At 71.9% G+C, this 605-nt stretch carries 2 protein-coding genes; both read right to left on the bottom strand.

The genetic code is table 11. The features are described 5' to 3' along the window. Positions 1–103: 103 nt before the first annotated feature. Entirely contained in the window at positions 104–400 is a 297-nt protein-coding gene (locus ACS04_RS30135; RefSeq protein ID WP_048479996.1) for a hypothetical protein, read from the bottom strand. 14 nt (positions 401–414) lie between these two features. Continuing rightward, complete coding sequence (locus ACS04_RS30130; RefSeq protein ID WP_037920426.1) at positions 415–600, bottom strand: mobile element transfer protein; 186 nt, start codon at positions 598–600, stop codon at positions 415–417. Positions 601–605: the final 5 nt, after the last annotated feature.

The raw sequence follows: 605 nt of genomic DNA, 5'->3' as shown, positions 1-605 counted from the left end.
GTCGCGGTGCCGGCGGGCGATCGCGTAGTCACGGCCGAGTTCGACCATCTCTTCGTTGCGGGCGGGCTCGGGAGTGCTGCTCTTCCGGCTGAAGAAGCCCATGTCAGTGACCCTTCGGGTTGTTGAGCAGGGAGCGGATGACGACGGCGCACACGGCGACCGAGGCGGCCGTGATCGCGACGGCGAGGAGCATCGAGACGAGGACGGCGCCGACGACCAAGACCACGGCGCCACCGCCGGCGACGAGGGCGGCGACGCTTCCGGGCGTGAGCTGGACGCTCGGGCGAGCAGCCGGAGCGGGGACCGGGGCCGGGGCGGTCGGCATGGGGACCGCCGCGGGCTCGGGGACCAGGTGGACCGGGGTGTAGGTGTCGGGCTTCGGGTACTTCGGCGTGAGCATGAACGGATCTCCCTTCAGGCCTTGCAGCGGTGGGTGCGGGCGGCGAGTTCGGCGCTGGCGCGGGTGAAGTAGTCGGCGGAGAAGTCGCAGCCCGGAGCGGTGCACACGGCGGTGTGCTTGGTACGGCCCCGGCCGTCGTGGTGGGTGCCGACACGCACCGGGCCGAAGCGGGCGAGGTTGTAGAAGCGGTTCGGGCGCATGGGGT

The organism is Streptomyces roseus (assembly GCF_001044425.1).
Taxonomy (GTDB): Bacteria; Actinomycetota; Actinomycetes; order Streptomycetales; family Streptomycetaceae; genus Streptomyces; species Streptomyces roseus.
This window is presented reverse-complemented; position numbering and strand designations above follow the sequence as displayed.

What these genes read in the sequence shown, in the direction of transcription:
- ACS04_RS30130 (WP_037920426.1), bottom strand. Translation starts at nt 600, where the DNA reads ATGCGCCCGAACCGCTTCTACAACCTCGCCCGCTTCGGCCCGGTGCGT.
- ACS04_RS30135 (WP_048479996.1), bottom strand. Translation starts at nt 400, where the DNA reads ATGCTCACGCCGAAGTACCCGAAGCCCGACACCTACACCCCGGTCCAC.